This is a genomic window from Streptomyces sp. NPDC002690 (assembly GCF_053592415.1).
Genome location: NZ_JBSFVR010000040.1, coordinates 13,817 through 34,575, shown reverse-complemented (window position 1 = coordinate 34,575; position 20,759 = coordinate 13,817). Strand labels below are relative to the sequence as shown.

At 74.0% G+C, this 20,759-nt stretch carries 20 protein-coding genes, 1 tRNA gene and 1 riboswitch; of the genes, 5 read left to right on the top strand and 16 right to left on the bottom strand.

The genetic code is table 11. From position 1 onward, the window contains the following. Positions 1–68: 68 nt before the first annotated feature. From ACWD3D_RS08545 to ACWD3D_RS08520, 6 genes are all read right to left on the bottom strand, one after another. Complete coding sequence (locus ACWD3D_RS08545; protein WP_451460148.1) at positions 69–362, bottom strand: Dabb family protein; 294 nt, start codon at positions 360–362, stop codon at positions 69–71. Between the two features lie 11 nt (positions 363–373). Continuing rightward, entirely contained in the window at positions 374–538 is a 165-nt protein-coding gene (locus tag ACWD3D_RS08540) for a hypothetical protein (protein ID WP_266706389.1), read from the bottom strand. A gap of 654 nt (positions 539–1,192) precedes the next feature. Then, a tRNA-Ser gene (locus tag ACWD3D_RS08535) sits at positions 1,193–1,277 on the bottom strand. Positions 1,278–1,323: 46 nt separating this feature from the next. Next, positions 1,324–1,752, bottom strand: coding sequence for a tRNA adenosine(34) deaminase TadA (gene tadA / locus ACWD3D_RS08530; RefSeq protein WP_451460153.1), 429 nt, complete (start codon positions 1,750–1,752; stop codon positions 1,324–1,326). A gap of 111 nt (positions 1,753–1,863) precedes the next feature. Beyond that, positions 1,864–2,433 carry a tRNA adenosine deaminase-associated protein gene (locus tag ACWD3D_RS08525; protein ID WP_451460147.1) on the bottom strand — a complete coding sequence of 190 codons (570 nt, stop codon included), beginning with the start codon at positions 2,431–2,433 and terminating at the stop codon, positions 1,864–1,866. Between the two features lie 217 nt (positions 2,434–2,650). Next, positions 2,651–2,905, bottom strand: a complete 255-nt coding sequence (locus tag ACWD3D_RS08520) for a hypothetical protein (protein WP_451460146.1) — start codon at positions 2,903–2,905, stop codon at positions 2,651–2,653. Between the two features lie 150 nt (positions 2,906–3,055). Here ACWD3D_RS08520 and upp point away from each other — a divergent pair, with 150 nt between their 5' ends. After that, the gene (gene upp, locus ACWD3D_RS08515; protein ID WP_451460145.1) at positions 3,056–3,691 is read left to right on the top strand and encodes a uracil phosphoribosyltransferase; all 636 of its coding nucleotides are present in this window, start codon (positions 3,056–3,058) and stop codon (positions 3,689–3,691) included. A gap of 123 nt (positions 3,692–3,814) precedes the next feature. Here the strand turns inward: upp and ACWD3D_RS08510 are convergent, their stop codons facing one another. The 5 genes from ACWD3D_RS08510 to ACWD3D_RS08490 all read right to left on the bottom strand — a co-directional run bounded on the left by ACWD3D_RS08510 (position 3,815) and on the right by ACWD3D_RS08490 (position 8,005). After that, positions 3,815–4,414 carry a LytR C-terminal domain-containing protein gene (locus ACWD3D_RS08510; RefSeq protein ID WP_451460152.1) on the bottom strand — a complete coding sequence of 200 codons (600 nt, stop codon included), beginning with the start codon at positions 4,412–4,414 and terminating at the stop codon, positions 3,815–3,817. A 180-nt stretch (positions 4,415–4,594) separates the two neighbouring features. After that, entirely contained in the window at positions 4,595–4,891 is a 297-nt protein-coding gene (locus ACWD3D_RS08505) for a type II toxin-antitoxin system VapB family antitoxin (RefSeq protein WP_266706381.1), read from the bottom strand. A gap of 310 nt (positions 4,892–5,201) precedes the next feature. Beyond that, positions 5,202–6,746 (bottom strand): M28 family metallopeptidase, encoded by a 1,545-nt coding sequence (locus tag ACWD3D_RS08500; protein WP_451460144.1) that lies wholly within the window; start codon positions 6,744–6,746, stop codon positions 5,202–5,204. Beyond that, positions 6,743–7,504 (bottom strand): HhH-GPD-type base excision DNA repair protein, encoded by a 762-nt coding sequence (locus ACWD3D_RS08495; protein ID WP_451460143.1) that lies wholly within the window; start codon positions 7,502–7,504, stop codon positions 6,743–6,745. The genes ACWD3D_RS08500 and ACWD3D_RS08495 overlap by 4 nt, the downstream gene beginning before the upstream one ends. A 69-nt stretch (positions 7,505–7,573) precedes the next feature. Further along, entirely contained in the window at positions 7,574–8,005 is a 432-nt protein-coding gene (locus ACWD3D_RS08490; RefSeq protein ID WP_451460142.1) for a YciI family protein, read from the bottom strand. 211 nt (positions 8,006–8,216) lie between these two features. Between ACWD3D_RS08490 and cbiE the strand changes: the two genes are divergently transcribed. Next, entirely contained in the window at positions 8,217–9,500 is a 1,284-nt protein-coding gene (gene cbiE / locus ACWD3D_RS08485) for a precorrin-6y C5,15-methyltransferase (decarboxylating) subunit CbiE (RefSeq protein ID WP_451460141.1), read from the top strand. Next, a complete protein-coding gene (cobM, locus tag ACWD3D_RS08480) occupies positions 9,497–10,246 on the top strand; it encodes a precorrin-4 C(11)-methyltransferase (RefSeq protein ID WP_451460140.1) in 750 nt (249 codons plus the stop codon). Before cbiE ends, cobM begins: the two co-directional genes overlap by 4 nt. Positions 10,247–10,261: 15 nt before the next feature. On the opposite strand, the gene ACWD3D_RS08475 is transcribed toward cobM, so the two are convergent. Further along, complete coding sequence (locus ACWD3D_RS08475) at positions 10,262–11,380, bottom strand: cobalt-precorrin-5B (C(1))-methyltransferase (protein WP_451460139.1); 1,119 nt, start codon at positions 11,378–11,380, stop codon at positions 10,262–10,264. Between the two features lie 14 nt (positions 11,381–11,394). On the opposite strand from ACWD3D_RS08475, the gene ACWD3D_RS08470 reads away from it, so the two are divergent. Next, a complete protein-coding gene (locus ACWD3D_RS08470; protein ID WP_451460138.1) occupies positions 11,395–12,204 on the top strand; it encodes a cobalt-precorrin-6A reductase in 810 nt (269 codons plus the stop codon). Positions 12,205–12,254: 50 nt separating this feature from the next. Here the strand turns inward: ACWD3D_RS08470 and ACWD3D_RS08465 are convergent, their stop codons facing one another. The 3 genes from ACWD3D_RS08465 to cobG form a co-directional block, all read right to left on the bottom strand. Then, entirely contained in the window at positions 12,255–13,763 is a 1,509-nt protein-coding gene (locus ACWD3D_RS08465; RefSeq protein ID WP_451460151.1) for a precorrin-2 C(20)-methyltransferase, read from the bottom strand. A 47-nt stretch (positions 13,764–13,810) separates the two neighbouring features. After that, positions 13,811–14,437 (bottom strand): precorrin-8X methylmutase, encoded by a 627-nt coding sequence (locus ACWD3D_RS08460; RefSeq protein ID WP_451460137.1) that lies wholly within the window; start codon positions 14,435–14,437, stop codon positions 13,811–13,813. Between the two features lie 83 nt (positions 14,438–14,520). Next, positions 14,521–15,864 (bottom strand): precorrin-3B synthase, encoded by a 1,344-nt coding sequence (gene cobG / locus ACWD3D_RS08455; protein ID WP_451460150.1) that lies wholly within the window; start codon positions 15,862–15,864, stop codon positions 14,521–14,523. Between the two features lie 269 nt (positions 15,865–16,133). Continuing rightward, a riboswitch (cobalamin riboswitch) is annotated at positions 16,134–16,250 on the top strand. Positions 16,251–16,297: 47 nt separating this feature from the next. Between cobG and cobN the strand changes: the two genes are divergently transcribed. Further along, on the top strand, positions 16,298–19,906 hold the full coding sequence (gene cobN, locus ACWD3D_RS08450; RefSeq protein WP_451460136.1) for a cobaltochelatase subunit CobN: 3,609 nt from the start codon (positions 16,298–16,300) through the stop codon (positions 19,904–19,906). Positions 19,907–19,942: 36 nt separating this feature from the next. On the opposite strand, the gene ACWD3D_RS08445 is transcribed toward cobN, so the two are convergent. Continuing rightward, the gene (locus ACWD3D_RS08445) at positions 19,943–20,728 is read right to left on the bottom strand and encodes a VOC family protein (protein WP_451460149.1); all 786 of its coding nucleotides are present in this window, start codon (positions 20,726–20,728) and stop codon (positions 19,943–19,945) included. Positions 20,729–20,759 lie beyond the last annotated feature (31 nt).

The window sequence follows — 20,759 nt, the reverse complement described above, 5'->3', positions numbered from 1 at the left end:
GCCGGGCGCCACGGGCCGACGGGCCGGGCGCGACCCGCGAACGGGCCGCGTGCCGGGGCGCGTAGGGCTCAGAAGGGGTAGTCGGCGATGACCCAGGTGGCGAACTCGCGCCACTGGCCGGCCGCCGCCTGGTGCGCCGGGTGCTCGATGTACCGCCCCAGCGCGTCCTCGTCGGCGACGGCGGAGTTGATGGCGAAGTCGTACGCGATCGGCCGGTCGGTGATGTTCCAGGCGCACTCCCAGAACTCCAGCCCGGGGACGAGCCCGTCCAGTTCCCGGAACGCCTTCTCGCCGGCCACGACCCGCGGATCGTCCCGCTCGACGCCGTCGTTCAGCTTGAACAGGACCAGGTGGCGGATCATCGGCAGGGCTCCTACTTCACCAGCTCGGACATGAAGTCCCCGACGCCCTGGGCGGCGCTGGAGATGCCTTCGAACCCTACCTGGACGAGGTCGGCGGCCCTCGCGGGCGACGTGATGATCGTGTAGAGCACGAAGACCACCACGATGTAGAGCGCGATCTTCCTCGCTTGCGCCACAGCCCCTGCCTCCCCCTCGGTCCCGTGCGCGGTCGGCAGATTCTATCCGTACACCTGGTCGGATTCGGGGGTCGATGGCGATCGGTGTTCGAACCCGGTGCGGGGACCCGCGTGGCCGGTGCCCGGTCTCCCCGGGACCAAGGGCCCGGCGACTGGGGCCTTTCACCGGCCCGCACGGCTGGTGCGAACAGGCACGATGGAAGCACGGCCCGGCGGACCAGGCAGGAATCCGCAGGGCAAGGGACAGGACCCTCTCTGTGGGGTCCGGCCGCGGCGCTCCCCCCGACCGCGGCAGGACCAGTAGGGACTTGTCCTCACCGGGGAAGGCGGCTTTGTCCCCCCGATGCCGCCTCCCCGCTCCAAGGCCCCGCCTTGGCTCCGGCCCCGGCCACCTCTTCCGTGAGGGCCGGGGCCGTCGTAGTGCCCCGGGACCTTTCGTCCGGACCACGCCGGCCAGGGAGCGGCGTCGGTCCAAGGGGTCACGAGCATGATGCCGGTGCCCTCGAAGTCCCCGGCGTTTCCGGTCGCGAGCGTGGCCTTCCGTCCTGCGCGGCCGGGAAGTGCCGTGCGGCGGGCGCCTTGGGCGCGGAGGCGTCCGCCGCACGCAAAACACCCCTCCGTTCTGCGTTTCCGCAGATCAGAGGGGTGTGAGAGCGGTAGCGGAGGGATTTGAACCCTCGGTGAGTTTCCCCACACTCGCTTTCGAGGCGAGCTCCTTCGGCCGCTCGGACACGCTACCGAGAGAGAGCTTAGACCATCGTGGCCCGGGATCAGAAATCAGATCGCTACAGCGCCCGGAAGAACGCCGTGAGCTGCGCCGAACACTCCTCCTCCAGGACCCCGTGGATCACCTCGGGCCGGTGGTTGAGGCGCCGGTCGCGCACCACGTCGAAGAGCGAGCCGGTGGCCCCGGCCTTCTCGTCGCGCGCGCCGTAGACGATCCGGTCCACGCGCGACTGCACCAGCGCGCCCGCGCACATCGTGCAGGGCTCCAGGGTGACCACCAGCGTGCAACCGGTGAGCCGCCACTGCCCGAGGGCGGCGGCGGCTCCACGGACGGCGAGGATCTCGGCGTGCGCGGTCGGATCACCGGTCGCCTCGCGCTCGTTGCGGCCCGTGGCGATCGTCGATCCGTCCGGTCCCAGGACGACGGCACCGACCGGCACATCACCGGCCAGCGCCGCCTGCGCCGCCTCGTCCAGGGCATGGCGCATCGGGGCCCGCCACGGGTCCCGTACGGGATCGGTGGCGAAGGACGCGAGAAGGGGGGTGGGGGAAGGCGGGGGCGGGGGTTCTTCGGGGAGGCGCGCGGTCACCCGCGGACCTTAGCGGACGCTCTCCAGCACTTCGTCCGCTCCCAGCGCGTCGGCGATCTCCGCCAGCGCGTCGGTCCGCAGCGTCAGCAGCGCACGTTCGGAGAGGCCGAGGTCGGCGAGGATCGAGGCGTCCCCGATCGGGCCCGCCGGTACGGCCTCGGGGTCGTCGTCCCGGTCGGCGGCCCCGCCGGGCGGGGCGGTCGCGCCGTGCTCGTGGCCGAACTCCGGATCGTCGTCCTCGTCACTGTCGAGGCCGACGAGTTCCTCCAGAGCGGCGATCTCGTCCTCGGCCCCCGGTTCACGGCCGAGCAGTTCGTCGGTGAGCAGGATCTCCCCGTACGAGGACCGGGCGGCGGCGGACGCGTCCGAGACGTAGATACGCGGGTCCTCCTCACCGTCCACGCGGACGACGCCGAACCACGCGTCCTCCTGTTCGATGTAGACGAGGACCGTGTCCTCGTCCACCGAGGCGTCCCGGGCCAGGTCCGTCAGGTCGGACAGGGCCTCCACATCGTCGAGCTCCGTATCGCTCGCTTCCCACCCGTCTTCGGTGCGCGCGAGCAGTGCGGCGAAGTACACCGTGACACTCCCACTGGTCAGAGGTGAATCGGTCCGACGGGAGGGCAGACGATTGTCCGACTGCGCTGAGCCCCGCCCAATCGGCATCGTGGCAGAAACATCGGCCGAGCGAGACCTCTTCGGACGTTGCGTCGGCCATCAGTTCCCGGAAGGCCCGGTCGGCGGAAGCCGCTCCGGAGCACTCGGGCAGGGGCGAACGCGCCCGTCGGAGCCCCCGTCACCAGCGGAAGGTGCGCATCCGCATCTGTTGGCGCATACGGGCCGCGCGGGCCCGGCGCGGCTGGACGCGGTCCCGCAACTGCTTCGCTTCGTGCAGCTCGCGGAGGAACTGCGCCCGGCGACGGCGGCGGGCCGCGTCACTCTCCTGCGTGTGCTCCGTACCGGTCGGCGCGTCGCGCTCGCCCGGCACGTCGCGTGGTTCGATCCGTCCCCGCGTCGCGGTCTCGTCCCGCTTCCGCTCCCGGTCAGGCATCCGCACACCACCCCAAGGCTGGTCCGTATGCCTCACCTTCCCCCCGAACGAGTGGATGATGCCAGTGCTGGCGTACGGGCGGATGCGGGTGGGACCCGTCACCGCCGGGAACAAGCTCGTGGGGTGCGGGAGGCCGTTAGTGTTGACGGCATGCGGATCCACGTCGTCGACCACCCACTGGTGGCGCACAAACTCACCACCCTGCGCGACAAGCGCACCGACTCCCCGACCTTCCGCCGGCTCGCCGACGAGCTGGTCACCCTGCTCGCCTACGAGGCGACGCGGGACGTGCGTACCGAGCTGGTCGACATCGAGACCCCGGTCTCGCGGACCGCGGGCGTGAAGCTCTCGTACCCCCGGCCCCTCGTCGTACCGATCCTGCGCGCCGGTCTCGGCATGCTCGACGGCATGGTGCGGCTGCTGCCGACGGCGGAGGTCGGTTTCCTCGGCATGATCCGCAACGAGGAGACGCTCCAGGCGGAGACGTACGCGACCCGGATGCCGGAGGACCTCTCCGGCCGTCAGGTCTACGTCCTCGACCCGATGCTGGCGACCGGCGGGACGCTCGTCGCCGCGATCCGCGAGCTCATCAAGCGGGGCGCCGACGACGTCACCGCCGTCGTGCTGCTCGCGGCGCCGGAGGGCGTCGAAATCATGGAGCGCGAGCTGGCGGGCGCCCCGGTCACCGTCGTCACCGCCTCGATCGACGAGCGGCTCAACGAGAACGGCTACATCGTGCCGGGACTGGGCGACGCGGGCGACCGGATGTACGGCACGGCCGGCTGAGGACCGCCGACCGGGGATTCCCTTCGGACATGCGCGACGGCCGGTCACAGGTGGGGTGACCGGCCGTCGTCGTGTCCGCGCGGGTGCCGGAGCCGCGTCGGGTGAGGTCGTCGTTCCCGCGGCTCAGCAGCCGGAGGGGGCGGGGGCCGGCTTCGTCAGCGCGGTCAGCGCGGCGGCTGCGGCCTGCGGGGTGCTGAACGCCTGGAACCGCGTGCCCAGGATCAGGTCCACCTCGGTGTTCTTGCGGGCCTCGGTCTTGCGGACGGCGCCCGGCAGCTGGGTTTCGAGGACCGGGAACGCGCTGTCGGCCGCGGTCGGCGGGCCGAGCAGCAGGCCGGTGCCAGGGACCTTCTTGTCGTACGCGGCGGGGGCGTTGCCCACCTCGCCGATCTTGAACCCGCGCTTCTTCAGCTCGTCGGCGGCGGACTTGGCGAGACCGCTGCGCGGGGTCGCGTTGTAGACGTTGACCGTGATCCGGTTCGGTGCGGGCAGCGCCTTCACGGTCGCCGCCTGCTTCGGGACGGCCGCGCACTCCCGTTTGTGGTCGGCCGCCTGGGCCTTGGTGTCGCCGCCCGAGTAGACGTCGATGAGCTGCAGCGTGCCCCAGCCGGCCAGTCCGAGGGCCACGAGGGAGGCGGCGGCGACGAGGGCCAGCCTGCGGCGGCGACGGGGGCGGCGCATCCGGGGATAGGCGTTGCCCGTGATGCGGTACTTTCCGCCCATGCCGGGGGGAGTGAGCATGCTCATGTGCGCAGCGTAGTGCGGGCCGCCGATGATGCGTACTAAATGATCAACCGATGGCACCCGCATGCGCGTGAAAACACCCGAAAGGCCCGACAACTCGGCGTCCGGGGCGCGGTGGTGGTAGGGAGGCGGCCGGAGCCGTGCGCGCCGGGAAGTGCCTCAGCCGAGTTCGAGTACGCGGGCGTGGAGCACTTGGCGCTGCTGGAGCGCGGCGCGGACCGCGCGGTGCAGCCCGTCCTCCAGGTAGAGGTCGCCCTGCCACTTCACGACGTGTGCGAAGAGGTCGCCGTAGAAGGTGGAGTCCTCGGCGAGGAGCGTTTCGAGGTCCAGCTCGCCCTTCGTGGTCACGAGCTGGTCGAGGCGAACCGGGCGCGGCGCGACGTCGGCCCACTGGCGGGTGCTTTCCCGTCCGTGGTCGGGGTATGGCCGCCCATTTCCGATGCGCTTGAAGATCACACGGAAAGCCTACCGGGGAACAACCACCGTGCGCAGCCGGGGAAGGGGGGCATGATGCCGGTCGAAAGCGAGTGAACCGCCTGAAAACGGAAGGGTGATCCGCCGGAGAGGCCTGTGCGACGGGGCGTGCGTCACGCCGACACCTCGGAAAAGAGGGAGAGTTCGGCCGGAGTCGCCGACCGGTGGGGGTCCGGTGGGTGGTGTCGGGGTGAACGGGCGCGGTCCACGGCCCCCGGAGCGGCCGGGTGCGCGGGAACGCGGTGCGCGCCCCCGTCCGCGCGGTACGGGCGCCAGCCCGCGCGAGCGCTCCTCACGTCGCGTCACGACCGTGTCCGGTGCGCAGCCGTCCGCTTCCGTGCCGGTCCGTGCCGGCCGCTGCGGGGACCGGGCCGGTGAGCGGGCGCAGGTCCTGGGACCAGGTGCCGACCGCGTCCGCGATCACGTCGATGTTGGTCTCGAACGCGGCCCGGTCGATGTTGTCGAGGGTGTCGCAGGGCGCGTGGTAGCAGGGGTCGTACGCGACGCCCTCCTTGCCGCCGAACTTGGCCGCCTGGTCGGCGGACTTGATCCCCTCGGCCCCGGTGTCCGTACCGCCCGCCGGGATGCCGGCTTCGATGAACGGGCCGTAGTCGGACCGGCCGGTGAAGTCGGAGCTCTCGTACGGGGTCTTCCGGCGGTCCAGGAACTCCGCGATCCCGCGCTCCAGTTGGGCGGAGCCGGCCGGGCCGGGGCCGGAGCCGGACGCTTCGGAGTCGTCGCCGTCGAAGACGAACTGGACGCCGTTGGGGGAGGCGATCATGTCGAAGTTGAGGTAGAGGGCGATCTGTTGGCGCTGGGGGGCGGTCAGCCCGGCGACGTACGCGTCCGAGCCGACGAGTCCGTTCTCCTCGGCCGACCACCAGGCGAACCGGACGGCGTTCGCCGGGGTGCGGTGGGTCGCCGCGAGCCGCAGGGCGACTTCGAGGAGCCCGGCGGAGCCGGAGCCGTTGTCGTTGATGCCGGGTCCCTCGGAGACGGAGTCCAGGTGCGCGCCGAGCATCACGGTGTGCGCGGGGTCGCCGCCCGGGGTCTGGGCGACGACGTTGCGGGTGGTGCGTTCCTCCTGGCGCTCGCGGAGTTCGAGGGTGACGGTGACCTTCCCCTTGTCGAGCGCGGCGACGAGCGCGTCGCCCTCGGCGCGGGAGATCCCACCGGTGGGGACGCGGACGGCGGCGGGGTCGCCGAGGGTGCCGGTGAGCTTGCCGTCCAGGTTGTTGGAGATCAGCACGCCGGCCGCGCCCGCCCCGGCCGCGGCCGTCTGCTTCTGGAGGAAGGAGCAGCCGCCCCGGGCGACGAGCGCGATCCGCCCGGTGACCTCGGTCGTCGCGTAGTCCGCCGCCTCGCAGCCGGTCGCGCCGTTTACCGGCACCCGGACCAGATCGGCCGTCAGGCCGCCCTCCTCGGTCGACGCGGTGTACGTCATCGCCTCGACTTCGGCGTCCCGGTGCTCCGGGGCGACCACGGCCAGTCTCTCGGCGAGCGTCTCGGTGTACGTGAAGGGGAAGGACTCGTACCGGGCGTCGTAGCCGGCCCGGCGGAGCCGCTGGAGGACGTATGCGGCCGAGGCGTCGTGGCCCGCCGATCCGGCGGCCCGGTCGCCGCCCGCCGCGTCGGCCGCCTGCTGGAAACGCCGCAGGTGCCGGTAGGCGCCGGTGACGGAGGAGGCGGCGACGAGTTCCCGGGAGAGCTCGGCCGCCTCCCGGGCCGGGTCGGGGCCGGCGGAGGCCGGCGGAGCCGCCGCGCCCAGCAGCAGCGGGGGGAGCAGCGCGGCCGCGGCGACGAGCGGCAGCGCGCGGCGGCGGGCGGGGGCCCTCACTTCGCGGTCCGGGGAGTGGTGCTCCGCGCCGGCTTCTTCGACGCCGGCGCCTGCCGGGGCGGTGCCGGCTTCTTCGCCGGTGCGGCCTGCTGGGGCGGTGCCGCCTTCTTCGCCGGTGCTGCCTCCGTCTTCGCGGCCGTGGCCGCCTTCGCTTCCGCCTTCGCCCGCTGCTTGAACGCGCGGACCTCGGCGAGCGACTCGGGGCCGGTGATGTCGGCGACCGAGCGGTGTCCGCCCCGCTCGCCGTACGCCCCCGCCGCCTCCCGCCAGCCGGGTGGCCGGACGCCGAACCGTTTGCCCAGCAGCGCCAGGAAGATCTGCGCCTTCTGGGTACCGAAGCCGGGCAGTGCGTTCAGCCGCGCCAGCAGCTCCGTACCGGAGGGAGCGTCTGCCCACACCGCGCTCGCGTCGCCGTCGTACTCCGCCACCAGGAACTGGCACAGCTGCTGCACCCGCTTCGCCATGGAGCCCGGGTAGCGGTGCAGGGCCGGTTTGTCGGTGAAGAGCGCGGTGAACGCCTCGGGGGAGTACGCGGCGATCTCCCGGGCGTCCAGGTCGTCCGAACCCATCCGCAGGGCCAGCGAGTGCGGACCGGTGAAGGCCCACTCCATGGGGACCTGCTGGTCGAGCAGCATGCCCACCAGAGCGGCCAGCGGGCTGCGGGCCAGCAGCTCGTCCGCCTCCGGCTGCTGCGCGATCCGAAGGGTGGGGACGCCGTTCTCCCCGGACTCCCCGGCGCTCCTGCTGCTCGTGGTCATACTGCCGATGGTGGCGGCGGACGCGGGCATCGGCGACTCCTGGGCCGGCCCTCGGCCCAGGCGGTGTGGTCACGCGGGCGCCAGGTCCTCCTCCGGGGCCTCCCCGATCGGGCGGATCGCCACCGGCCGGTACGGGGCGCCCTCGGGCTGCGGGCAGGCCACGACCCGGGCGGCGATCTCGGTGGCCCGGTCCAGGCCCGCACAGTCCAGCACCCAGTACCCGGCGAGCAGCACCTGCGCCCGGTCGTACGGGGCGTCGGCGACGACCGGGGGGCCGCCGTCCGCGCTCGCCGTGACGAAGCGGGTCTCGTCGGGGGCGGTGAGGCCGTCGCAGTAGAGCATCTCGCCGGAGGCCTCCAGCTCCTTGTTGAGGGCTTCCATGTGCGCGAACATCGCCTTCCGGTCCTGTTCGCCCCAGGCCGGGCCACCCTCGGTGGACCCTCTGCCGGACATCGCGTCGTAGTCGGCCTGCGAACCCTGCACCATCACCAGGAACTTCATACGCCTGCACCTCCGTCGTCGTGCGCTGCCGGGCGGCCCGTCCCCCCGGGCGTACGGGGCCGCGTCCTTCCTCCATCGGACACCGGACGGGGCGCCCGCGCGAGCGGTCCCGGCGGGCCCGGCCGGTCGTCGCCCGGGCGCCGGACAGTAGAGTGCGGCAGCGTCTGCCCCGTCCCGAGAACCCGAACGCCCCGAACACCGAGGTCCGGCCGTGCCCACCGCTCCGCCCGCAACACCCGCCCTCCCGCCGGCCGGGACCCCGCCGCCCCCGGTGACCGTCGTGGGCATCGGCGCGGACGGCTGGGCGGGCCTGACGGAACCGGCCCGCACCGCGCTGCTGGAGGCCGAGGTGCTGATCGGCGGCGGGCGCCAACTCGGACTCCTGCCCGCCGTGTGCGCGGGCCTGCGGGTGGCGTGGCCCTCACCGCTGCGCCCCGCCGTCGCGGGTCTGCTCGCCGCCCACCGGGGCAGCCGGATCGCGGTGCTGGCCAGCGGGGACCCGATGTTCTACGGGATCGGCCGGGCGCTCACCGAGGAGCTGGGCGCCGGTGCGGTGCACGTGCTGCCTCATCCGTCCTCGGTGGCGTACGCCTGCGCCCGGCTCGGCTGGCCCGCCGAGGACACCGAGACCGTCACCCTGGTGGGCCGCCCCGCCGCCCGGCTGCTCGCCGCCCTGCACGACGGCCGCCGGCTGCTGGTACTGAGCGCCGACGCCACCACCCCCGCGACGGTGGCCGCCCTGCTCACCGACCACGGCTTCGGCCCGAGCCGGCTCACCGTCCTCGAACAGCTCGGCTCCGCCGCCGAGGCCCGCCACGACGGCACCGCCGAGGGCTGGAACCGCCCGGCGGGCGACCCGCTGAACCTCGTCGCCGTCCAGTGCCGCGCCAACCCCGAGGCGCTCCGCCTCGGCCTCGTACCCGGGCTGCCCGACACCGCGTACGAGCACGACGGGCAACTCACCAAGCGTCACGTCCGGGCCGCGACCCTCGCCGCGCTGGCGCCCGCGCCCGGCGAACTGCTCTGGGACGTCGGCGGCGGCTCCGGCTCGATCGCCGTCGAGTGGATGCGCGCCCACCCGTCCTGCCGCGCGGTCACCGTCGAACGCGACGAGGTGCGCGCCGCCAGGATCGGCCGCAACGCCGAGCGGCTCGGGGTGCCCGGACTGCGGGTGGTCTCCGGCCGTGCCCCGCAGGCCCTCGCCGGGCTGCCGGTGCCGGACGCCGTCTTCGTCGGCGGCGGGCTGACCGCCCCCGGGCTGCTCGACGCCTGCTGGGACGCGCTCCCCGCGGGGGGACGGCTGGTCGCCAACACCGTCACGCTGGAGTCCGAGGCGCTGCTCGCCGACCGATACCGGCGCCACGGCGGTGAACTCGTCCGCCTCGCCGTGTCCCACGCCGTCCCGGTCGGCGGCTTCACCGGCTGGCGCCAGGCGATGCCCGTCACCCAGTGGTCCGTCCGCAAGCCCCACGACTCCCCGGGAGAGACCTCATGACCGTGTACTTCATCGGCGCGGGACCCGGCGCGGCCGACCTGATCACGGTCCGCGGCGCCCGCCTGCTGGCCGCCAGCCCGGTCTGCCTCTACGCGGGCAGCCTGGTGCCCCGCGAGCTGCTCGCCGACTGCCCGCCCGACGCCCGGCTGATCGACACCCAGGGCTTGGACATCGATCAGATCACCGCCGAACTGGTCCGCGCCCACGCCGAGGGCCACGACGTCGCCCGGCTGCACTCCGGCGACCCGTCCGTCTTCAGCGCGGTCAATGAGCAGATGAAGCGGCTCGACGACGCCGGAGTGCCGTACGAAGTGGTGCCCGGGGTACCGGCGTTCGCCGCCGCCGCAGCGGCCCTCAAGCGGGAGCTGACCGTCCCGACGGTCGGTCAGACGGTGATCCTGACCCGGATCGCCCAGCGGGCCACCGCCATGCCCGAGGGCGAGGACCTCGCCACGCTCGGCCGCAGCGGCGCCCTGCTGGTGCTCCACCTGGCCGCGCGGTACGCGGACCGGGTGGTGGAGGAGCTGCTGCCGCACTACGGGGCCGACTGCCCGGCCGCCGTGGTGGCCATGGCCTCCCGGCCCGACGAGATCGTGCTGCGCGGCACCCTGGAGACCATCGCGGGCCAGGTGAAGGACGCCGGGGTGATCCGTACGGCGGTCATCCTGGTCGGCCGCACCCTGGGCGCGGAGCAGTTCCGCGACAGTCACCTCTACTCGCCGGGGCGCGACCGCCACACCTGCTGAAACACGGGGCTCTCCTCAGCGGACCGCGCTGCGCCCGACCACCGTGCCGGCCCGGTCGACGCAGATCACGTCCACCGCGACCGGCGCCCCGCGCAGCACCTCCAGCGCCTGGTCCCGGGCGGCGACCGCCACCAGGTCGCCCAGCGGGACCCCGGCCGCCGCGCACGCCTGGAGTGCGGCGAGCCCGGTGTTGGCGTGCGCCACCGCCTCGGCCAGCTCCTCGTCCGCGCCTCCCCGCCGGGCCAGCTCGGCGAGGAACCCCTTGTCCACCTGGGAGCGCGCCGAGTGCAGGTCCATGTGTCCGGCGGCGAGCTTCGACAGCTTGGCGAAGCCGCCGCAGACGGTGAGCCGGGGGACCGGATGGCGTCGTACGTACTTGAGCACGGCCCCCGCGAAGTCGCCCATGTCCAGCAGGGCGATCTCCGGCAGGCCGTACTCCGCGACGACCGTTTTCTCCGAGGTCGAGCCGGTGCACCCGGCCACATGGGTCTGCCCGGCGGCCAGCGCCACGTCCACTCCGCGCCGGATCGAGTCGATCCAGGCGGAGCAGGAGTACGGCACGACGACCCCGGTGGTGCCGAGGATGGAGAGCCCGCCGAGGATGCCGAGGCGACCGTTCCACGTGAAACGTGCGATCTCCTCGCCGTCGTCCACGGAGACGGTGACCTCCACGTCCCCCGTGCCGCCGTGCTCCGCCGCGACCCGGGCCACGTGCTCGCGCATCAGCTGCCGGGGCACCGGGTTGATGGCCGGTTCGCCGACGTCCAGCGGCAGCCCGGGCAGCGTCACCGTGCCGACGCCGGGGCCCGCCCGGAAGACCACGCCCGAGCCCGCCGGCAGCGCGCGTACCGTCGCCCGGACCAGCGCCCCGTGGGTCACGTCCGGATCGTCGCCCGCGTCCTTGACCACCCCGGCGGTCGCGGCGCCGTCCGTCAGCGACTCCACGGCGAGTGCGAACGCGGGGGTCCGGCCCTTCGGCAGGGTGATCGTCACCGGGTCCGGGAACTCCCCGGTCAGCAGCGCGGTGTACGCGGCGGTGGTCGCCGCCGTCGCACAGGCACCGGTGGTCCAACCGGGGCGCAGGCCGGTGTGTTTGAGTTGGGCCTCGCGCCCGCCCTTCGCCTCACCGCTCATGGAAGGTCCCCTCGATGGTGCCGATACCACTGCCCGACATGCCGGACGAGCCCGTCTCTCCGGCGCACGTCCTCGTACTCGGCGGGACGACCGAAGCCCGCCGGCTGGCGGAGGCGCTGGCCGCCGAAGTCCCGTCCGGGGGCCGGAGACCTCCGCTGGTGACGAGTTCGCTCGCCGGACGGGTCGCCCGGCCGGTGCTGCCGCCGGGCGAGGTCCGCGTCGGTGGCTTCGGCGGTACGGAGGGGCTCGCCGCCTGGCTGCGGGAGCACCGGGTGGACGCTCTCATCGACGCCACCCATCCTTTCGCCGGAACGATCAGTTTCCACGCGGCCCGCGCCGCCGCCTCGGCCCATGTTCCCCTGCTGGCGCTCCGCCGTCCCGGTTGGGTGGCCGGCCGGGGCGACGACTGGCACCCGGCCGGCTCCCTTGAGGAGGCCGCGGCCGTGTTGCCGTCGCTGGGCCGGCGGGTCTTCCTCACCACCGGGCGGATGGGGCTGTCGGCCTTCGCGGGTCTGGACGAACTCTGGTTCCTGATGCGGTCGGTGGACGCGCCGGAGCAGCCGTACCCGGCGCGGATGGAGGTGCTCCTCGACCGGGGGCCGTTCACCTTCGAGGGCGAACGGGAGCTGCTGCGGCGCCACCGCGTCGACGTGCTGGTCACCAAGGACAGTGGCGGGGCGGCCACCGCGCCGAAGCTGGCCGCCGCCCGGGAGGCCGGGATTCCGGTGGTGGTCGTGGAGAGGCCACCGGTCCCCGACGGGGTGCAGGTGGTCTCGACCCCGGCCGAGGCCCTGGCCTGGCTGGACGCCCGCCTGGGCGGGTGATCCGCGCGCCCCGCCCGGGCTGAGTCGTCCGGCCGCCGCTGCCGCCCCGCTCACGCCTCCGGGTAGCGGCGCGGGGTCCAGACGAGGTGGCCGTCCGGCCGGTCCACCCGGCGGGTCTGCGAGGAGCCGATGATCAGCAGGGTGCGCATGTCCACCTCGGCCGGATCGAGGTCGGCGAGGCGCACCGTGCGCACCCGCTCGGTGGGGCCGCCGACGTCCCGGGCGAGCACCACCGGGGTGTCCGGGGAGCGGTGTTCGAGGAGCAGGTCGCGGGCCTTGCCGACCTGCCAGGTGCGGCTCTTCGAACCCGGGTTGTAGAGCGCGATCACCAGATCGGCGGTGGCCGCGGCGCGCAGCCGTGCGGCGATGACCTCCCAGGGCTTGAGCCGGTCGGAGAGGGAGATCGTCGCGTAGTCGTGGCCGAGGGGGGCGCCCGCCCGGGCGGCGGCGGCGTTCGCCGCGGTGACCCCGGGGAGCACGCGTACCGGGACGTCCGCGTACGCGGGCTGCGTGGCGGCCTCCAGGACGGCGGTCGCCATCGCGAAGACGCCCGGGTCGCCGCCGGAGACCACGGCCACCCGCAGGCCGCGCCGGGCCAGGTCGAGGGCGAACTCGGCGCGTTCCGCCTCCACCTTGTTGTCCGAGCCGTGGCGGGCCTGGCCGGGGCGGACCGGTACCCGGTCCAGGTAGGTGGTGTAGCCGACCACCGCGTCGGCGGCGGCCAGCGCCCCGCGCGTCTCGGGCGTCAGCCAGAGCGGTCCGGCCGGTCCGGTGCCGACCACCACGACCTCGCCGGAGCCGGGCTCCGGCTCGGGGCGGGGGGCGTCGATCCGGCTGGGCAGCACGGCGACCGCGAAGTACGGCACCGAGCCGGCCTCCACGTCCGCGAGGTCGCCGGTGCGCTCCCCGGCCATGGTGGCGCGTTCGACGTATCGGGCCTCGGGCAGCCGCCCGGACGCCTCGAACGCGCGGCGCACCGCCGGGAAGGTCCGGCCGAGCTTCATCACCACGGCGGAGTCGGTCGCCGCCAGGCGGGCCGTCAGCTCCTCCTCCGGCAGGGTGCCGGGGAGGATGGTGAGGATCTCCTCGCCCTCGACGAGCGGGGTACCGAGCCGGGCGGCGGCGGCGTTGACGGAGGTCACCCCGGGGATGACCTCGGCGGGGTAACGGTCCGCCAGCCGCTTGTGCATGTGCATGTACGAGCCGTAGAAGAGCGGGTCGCCCTCGGCGAGCACGGCCACCGTGCGGCCCGCGTCCAGGTGCGCGGCGAGCCGGGCCGCCGCCTCGGTGTAGAAGTCCTCCAGTGCGCCCCGGTAGCCGCCCGGGTGGTCGGTGGTCTCCGTGGTGACGGGGTAGACCAGCGGCTCTTCGACGTGGTCGGGCCGGATGTGCGCGGCGGCGATGGACCGGGCGATCGAGCGGCCGTGCCGGGCGCTGTGGAAGGCGATCACGTCGGCTTCGGCGATGGCCCGCACCGCCCGGAGCGTCATCAGCTCCGGGTCGCCGGGGCCGAGGCCGACCCCGTAGAGCCGGCCGGTGGTGGTGCTGTCGGGGTTCACGGGGGTCAGGGTGCGTTCGGCGTGCTCGTTCGCCGCCACGGTTCCGGTCACTCCTCCTCGCTCGCGAGGGCGTTGACGGCTGCCGCCGCCAGGGCACTGCCGCCGCGACGGCCGCGCACCACCAGGTGCTGGACCCCGGAGACGTGCGCCGCGAGGGCCTCCTTGGACTCGGCCGCGCCGATGAAGCCGACCGGGACGCCGATCACGGCGGCGGGCAGCGGGGCGCCCTCCTCGATCATCTCCAGCAGCCGGAAGAGCGCGGTGGGCGCGTTGCCGATGGCGACGACCGAGCCCTCCAGCCGGTCCCGCCACAGCTCCAGGGCGGCGGCACTGCGGGTGGTGCCCATCTCCCGGGCCAGCTCCGGCACCGAGGGGTCCGAGAGGGTGCAGACGACCTCGTTGTCCGCGGGCAGCCGCTTGCGGGTGACCCCGCTGGCGACCATCGCCACGTCGCAGAGGATCGGGGCGCCGCCCCGGAGCGCGGCGCGGGCGTCGGCCACGGCGGTCGGGGAGAAGGCGAGGTCGCGTACGAGGTCGACCATGCCGCACGCGTGGATCATCCGGACCGCGACCTGGCTGACGTCGGCGGGCAGACCGGCGAGATCCGCCTCCGCGCGGATGGTGGCGAAGGACTGGCGGTAGATCGCCGGTCCGTCCTTCTCGTACTGATGCACAGTGCTGTCGCTTTCTTCGGTCGGGCACGGGCGTTCGTGTGCCGGGGCGTGGTCGGTTCGGTGGGGCGGGTGGGACGTGTGTTTCAGGGGTGCGGGCGGTCGGTACGGACGCCTCGGGCCGTCGCCACCGCGGCGGCGAGCGCGGCCGGATCGTCGGGGACGGCCACCGGGGTGTCCCGCACCGCCCCCCGCACCCGTGCGATCCGGTGCCCTTCGGGCGTGGCGACGACGTCGACCCACTCCCCGTGCGGGTGGCCGCAGCGGCGCTCGCACCCGGACCAGTACACGGGCAGCCGCGCCCGCACCGGTCCGGGTGTGAGCGCGGCCTCCGCGTCCGCCCGTACGTCGGCCAGCGACTTCGCGCAGCCGGGGCGTCCGACGCAGGCGCCGACCCCGGCCCAGGGCGAGTCGGGGCCGGTCACCAGTCCCGCACCGGCGAGCGCGGCGAGCGCCTGCCGGGCGGGTCCGGGGGCCAGGCCGGGGACGACGACCCCGCGCCACGGGGTGCAGCGCAGTTCGCCGGAGCCGAGCCGTTCTGCGGTCTTCACGAGCGCCCGCCACCGCGCGCCGGTCAGCCGCCCCATGGGTACGCCGACGTGCAACGCGGTCCGGCCGTCGGGGCCGGTCACCGTGCCGGGCTCGGGCGGGGCGGCGGTGGCCCGGTACGCGAGTGGTTTTGGCGGGGGTACGAGCCCCGCGCGGCGGGCGGTCTCGGCGGGGAGCGCGGCGCGGGCGGCGCCGGGGAGGCCGGAGATCCGCCAGACGTCCGGGCCGCCCGCCAGGTCGAGGAAGGCCTCGGCGGCGAGCAGCGCGGTGTGCGGTCCGTTCGCGAAGGCAACGGGGAGGAGGGTTCCGGTGGTGCCGGGGCCGATCCGCAGCACCGCGCGTTCGCCGTCGAGCGCGATCAGGGTGAGATCGGCGCCCAGGGCGTCCACGTCACCGCGTCCGTCGTCCAGCGCGAAGAGGAAGCGCCCGGAGAGTGCCGCGGCGCGTTCGTTCGAGCAGATCAGGGTGTCCAACTCGTCGAGCCAGGGGCGTACGTCGGCGTGGCCGACGGTGTCGAGACCGGAGAGCGGGGAAGCGACGATGTTGCGTGCGCGTTCGTGCCGGTCGGACGGCACCAGGCCCGAGCCGCGCAGGAGTTGGCCGAGCTCGCCCCCGCAATCCTCATCGAGGCCGCGGAGTTGGACGTTTCCGCGCGAGGTGAGGTGGAGTTCGCCGTCGCCGAGCCGTTCGGCGGCGTCCAGCAGGGTGCGGGCCCGGGCGGCGGTCAGCACCCCGCCGGGTATCCGTACGCGAGCCAGCGCCCCATCGTCTGCCGTGTGCAGTCGCAAAGTGCCGGGGCAGGCGTCACCGCCGGTCCGGGGTACGACGACGGCGGCCGGGGAACCGGGCGAATCGGCGGTTGCGGACATGGCGGCGAGCATACCCACGCCCCAGGGGCTGTCGTCTGGAGCAGGCTGGATCAGGGAGCGGGGTCCTGTGTCGTGCGTCGCGAGGCGGAGGAGGGAGGCGACGCGGAGCGTCGGCGACCGACGACAACGCCGCGAGGCGCGGCACAGGACCCCGCGAGCCCAGCATGCTCCACACGACAGCCCCCACGAACGTCACCGGCGCGCACCTGTGACCCGTGCCGCGCACGGAGGCCCCCTGCCGCGCCGGCGGCCGGGCCCATAGGATGCTCGCGGCGGACCATTCGGTCCGCCGACGCCAGACGGCGCCATGGGAGGAAGCCCGGTGAGATTCCGGCGCGGTCCCGCCACTGTGAGTACGACCCGCTGACGCGGCCGTACGAGTCAGGAACTCCCGCCGTCCGACACCGCCCGGGGCGTGGACACCCCGAGGAAGGGCTGACTCGGCATGATCCTGCTCCTGTCGACCTCCGACACCGACCTGCTGAGCGCCCGCGCCTGCGAGGGCCCGGTCGGCTACCGGTTCGCCAACCCCTCCCGCCTCCCGCTCGACGGCCTTCCGGCGCTGCTGGACGGCGCCGAACTCGTCGTGGTGCGCCTCCTCGGCGGAGTGCGGGCCTGGGAGGAGGGGCTCGACCAGGTGCGGGCCGCCGGTCTCCCGGTCGTCGTCCTCACCGGCGAACAGGCCCCCGACGCCCAGTTGATGGCCACCTCCACCGTCCCGATCGGCATCGCCGCCGAGGCGCACGCCTATCTCGCGCACGGCGGCCCGGACAACCTCGGCCAGCTGGCCCGGTTCCTCTCCGACACCGTGCTGCTCACCGGCCACGGCTTCGACCCGCCCGCCCCGGCCCCCGCCTGGGGCCCGCTGGAGCGGACCGCCCGTGAGCTGCCCGAGGCCGCGCCCACGGTGGCGGTGCTCTACTACCGCGCCCACCACATGAGCGGCAACACCGCGTTCGTGGAGGCGCTCTGCGCCGCCCTGGAGGACGCCGGTTCCCGTGCCCTCCCGCTGTACGTGGCCTCGCTGCGTACCCCCGAAGCCGGGCTGATCGACACTCTGCGCGCGGCCGACGCGATCGTGACCACCGTCCTCGCGGCCGGCGGTACCCGCCCCGCCGAGGCATCGGCGGGCGGCGACGACGAGTCCTGGGACGCGGGCGCGCTGACCGGGCTCGACGTACCGATCCTCCAGGCGCTCTGCCTGACCGGTTCGCGCAGCGCCTGGGAGGAGAACGACGAGGGTGTCTCCCCGCTGGACGCGGCCACCCAGATCGCGGTGCCGGAGTTCGACGGGCGGCTGATCACCGTGCCGTTCTCCTTCAAGGAGATCGACGCGGACGGCCTGCCCGCCTACGTCCCCGACCCCGAGCGGGCCGCCCGGGTCGCCGGGATCGCCGTCCGCCACGCCCGCCTGCGGCACATCCCGAACGCCGGGAAGCGGATCGCCCTCGTGCTCTCCGCGTACCCGACCAAGCACTCCCGCATCGGCAACGCGGTCGGCCTGGACACCCCCGCGAGCGCCGTCGCCCTGCTGCGCCGGCTGCGCGCCGAGGGGTACGACTTCGGGCCCGAGGCGGAGATCCCGGGGCTGGTCTCCGGCGACGGCGACGAACTGATCTACGCGCTGATCGAGGCGGGCGGTCATGACCAGGAGTGGCTGACCGAGGAGCAGTTGGCCGCGAACCCGGTCCGTATCCCGGCGGCCGACTACCGCCGCTGGTACGCCGGCCTCCCCGCCGAACTGCGCGCCTCGGTGGAGGAGCACTGGGGCCCGGCGCCGGGCGAGATGTTCGTGGACCGCTCGGCGAACCCGGAGGGCGACATCGTCCTCGCGGCGCTGCGGCGCGGCAATCTGCTGATCCTCATCCAGCCGCCGCGCGGCTTCGGCGAGAACCCGATCGCGATCTACCACGACCCCGACCTGCCGCCCTCGCACCACTACCTGGCCGCCTACCGCTGGATCGCCGCGTCCGCCGAGGACGGCGGCTTCGGCGCGGACGCGATGATCCACCTCGGCAAGCACGGCAACCTGGAGTGGCTGCCCGGCAAGAACGCCGGACTCTCCGCCGCCTGCGGGCCGGACGCGGCCCTCGGTGACCTGCCACTCGTCTACCCGTTCCTCGTCAACGACCCGGGCGAGGGCACCCAGGCCAAGCGCCGGGTGCACGCCACCCTGGTGGATCACCTGGTGCCGCCGATGGCCCGTGCCGACAGCTACGGCGACATCGCGCGTCTGGAGCAACTCCTCGACGAGCACGCCCAGATCGCCGCGATGGACCCGGCGAAGCTGCCCGCGATCCGCGCCCAGATCTGGACCCTCATCCAGGCCGCGAAGCTCGACCACGACCTCGGACTCGACGACCGGCCCGAGGACGAGGGCTTCGACGAGTTCATCATGCATCTCGACGGCTGGCTCTGTGAGATCAAGGACGTCCAGATCCGCGACGGCCTGCACGTGCTGGGCAATCCGCCGGCCGGGAACGACCGGGTCAACCTCGTCCTCGCGGTGCTGCGCGCCCGGCAGATCTGGGGCGGCACCGCCTCGCTGCCCGGTCTGCGCGAGGCGCTCGGCCTCGACGAGTCGGCGGCCACCCGTACCGCCGCCGACGAGATCGAGGAGCAGGCCCGCGCCCTGGTCCAGGCGATGGAGGACGCCGGCTGGGACCCGTCCGCCGTCCCCGGTGTCGCGGCCGGGCTGCCCTCCGCCGTCGCGGACATCCTGACCTTCGCGGCCACCGAGGTGGTGCCGCGCCTCGCCGCCACCACCGACGAACTCGACCACGCGGTCCACGCGTTGAACGGCGGCTTCGTACCCGCCGGGCCCTCCGGCTCCCCCCTGCGCGGGCTCGTCAACGTCCTCCCGACCGGCCGCAACTTCTACTCCGTCGACCCGAAGGCCGTGCCCTCCAAGCTCGCCTGGGAGACCGGCCAGGCGCTCGCCGACTCGCTGCTGACCCGCTACCGCACCGACAACGGCGACTGGCCCTCCTCCGTCGGCCTCTCCCTCTGGGGCACCAGCGCGATGCGCACGGCGGGCGACGACATCGCCGAGGCCTTCGCGCTGCTCGGCATCCGCCCGGTCTGGGACGACGCCTCGCGCCGCGTGACCGGCCTGGAGCCGATCCCGTACGAGGAGCTCGGCCGCCCGCGCATCGACGTCACACTCCGCATCTCCGGCTTCTTCCGGGACGCCTTCCCGCACACGGTCGGGCTGCTGGACGACGCCGTACGCCTCGCCGCCTCGCTCGACGAGCCGGCCGACCGGAACTTCGTACGCGCCCACACGCAGGCCGACCTCGCCGAGCACGGCGACGAACGCCGGGCCACCACCCGGATCTTCGGCTCCCGCCCGGGGACGTACGGCGCGGGCCTCCTCCAGCTCATCGACTCCCGCGACTGGCGCACCGACGCCGACCTCGCCGAGGTCTACACGGTGTGGGGCGGCTACGCCTACGGCCGTGAGCTCGACGGGCGCCCGGCCCGCGAGGAGATGGAGACCGCGTACAAGCGCATCGAGGTCGCCGCGAAGAACACCGACACCCGCGAGCACGACATCGCGGACTCGGACGACTACTTCCAGTACCACGGCGGCATGGTGGCCGCCGTGCGCGCCCTGAAGGGCACCGCCCCCGAGGCGTACATCGGCGACTCCACCCGCCCCGAGACGGTCCGCACCCGCACCCTGGTCGAGGAGACCTCGCGCGTCTTCCGCGCCCGCGTGGTCAACCCCCGCTGGATCGAGGCGATGCGCCGCCACGGCTACAAGGGCGCCTTCGAACTCGCCGCCACCGTGGATTACTTGTTCGGCTACGACGCCACCACCGGGGTCGTCGCCGACTGGATGTACGACAAGCTCACCCAGACCTACGTACTCGACCCGGAGAACCGGGAGTTCCTCCAGCAGGCCAACCCCTGGGCGCTGCACGGGATCGCCGAACGCCTGCTGGAGGCCGAGTCGCGCGGAATGTGGGCGAAGCCCGACCCGGCCGTCCTCGAAGCGCTGCGCCAGGTCTTCCTGGAGACGGAGGGCGAGCTGGAGGGCGGGAACGACTGAGGCCACTCCCCGCCCGGGGCCGCCCGCCCGGGTGTCTCACATCCGGGGGTCGGGCCTCAGCAGTGCGAACACCGCGCCGAAGGGGTCCGCGAGCCAGGCCATCCGGCCGACGTCGGACATGTCGGCGGCCGGCATCAGCACGGTTCCGCCGTGGGAGCGGGTCGCCTCGACGGTCGCGTCGACGTCCGTCACGTGGAAGTAGGGCACCCAGCGGGACTGCTCGCCGCCGCTGCTGTCGTCCGCCGGAGCCGCCCCGCCGAAGGTGGTGTCCTGGAGGTCGCCGTCCTCGGTGCTCAGCACCCGGTACGTCATTCCGGGCACCGGCATCTCCTGGGTGCGCCAGCCGAACAGCCCCTGGTAGAAAGCGATGTCCGCGACCGGATCGGGGACGTGCAGCTCCACCCAGATCAGGCTGCCGGGAGCGGAGGCCAGCTCAAGTCCGGCCGTCCGCCCGGGCTGCCAGAGCGCGAAGTCGGCGCCCTGCGCGTCGGTGACCTGGGCGAGCGTTCCCTCGCCCATGACGTCCATGGGCTCGGCCCGGACGGTCCCACCGCCGTCCCTGACGGCCTGGACGGTGGCGTGGATGTCGTCCGTCTTGAAGTGGACCGTCCAGGCCGAGTGGGCGCCCTCCTCGGTGAGCGGGCCGATGGCGGCGGCGGTCTTCCCGTCGGCCTGGAAGAAGCCGTACCCGCCGGTCTCGGGACCGGCGGAGACGAACTCCCAGCCGAAGAGGGCGCGGTAGAACGCGGCGGCGGCCCGGACGTCGGGGCTGCCGAGGTCGAGCCAGTTCGGTGATCCGGTACGGAAGTCGGTGCCGAGCATGGAGTCCTCCATCGGGACGGGCGGAGCGAGC